The sequence below is a fragment of the Microvirga pakistanensis genome (assembly GCF_004458765.1).
GTDB classification, from domain to species: domain Bacteria; phylum Pseudomonadota; class Alphaproteobacteria; order Rhizobiales; family Beijerinckiaceae; genus Microvirga; species Microvirga pakistanensis.
In genome coordinates this window covers 1-223 of the sequence record NZ_SPJX01000717.1, presented here as the reverse complement: position 1 = coordinate 223, position 223 = coordinate 1, and the positions used below count along the sequence as shown (strand labels likewise).

Genomic DNA, 223 nt, shown 5'->3' with positions numbered 1-223 from the left:
TCGGCAAAACGCATTTGGCGCGTGACCTGGTCGCGGAAGACTTCGCCTAACCCTACTTTCGGTCGGAAGCAATGGAGCATTCCCATGAAGCTGACCGGCATTCATCATCTCCCCGCCGTGACCGCCGATGCCTCAGGCAACCACGCCTTCTACACGCAGGCCCTCGGCATGCGGCTCGTCAAGAAGACCGTGAACCAGGACGACGTGAGCGCCTATCACCTCT

General features: G+C 60.1%; 1 protein-coding gene. It reads left to right on the top strand.

Annotated elements, in window-relative coordinates:
* Positions 1 to 84 precede the first annotated feature (84 nt).
* Positions 85 to 223 (top strand): VOC family protein (locus tag E4K09_RS28470; RefSeq protein ID WP_193557373.1); only part of this gene is annotated, 139 nt, incomplete at its 3' end.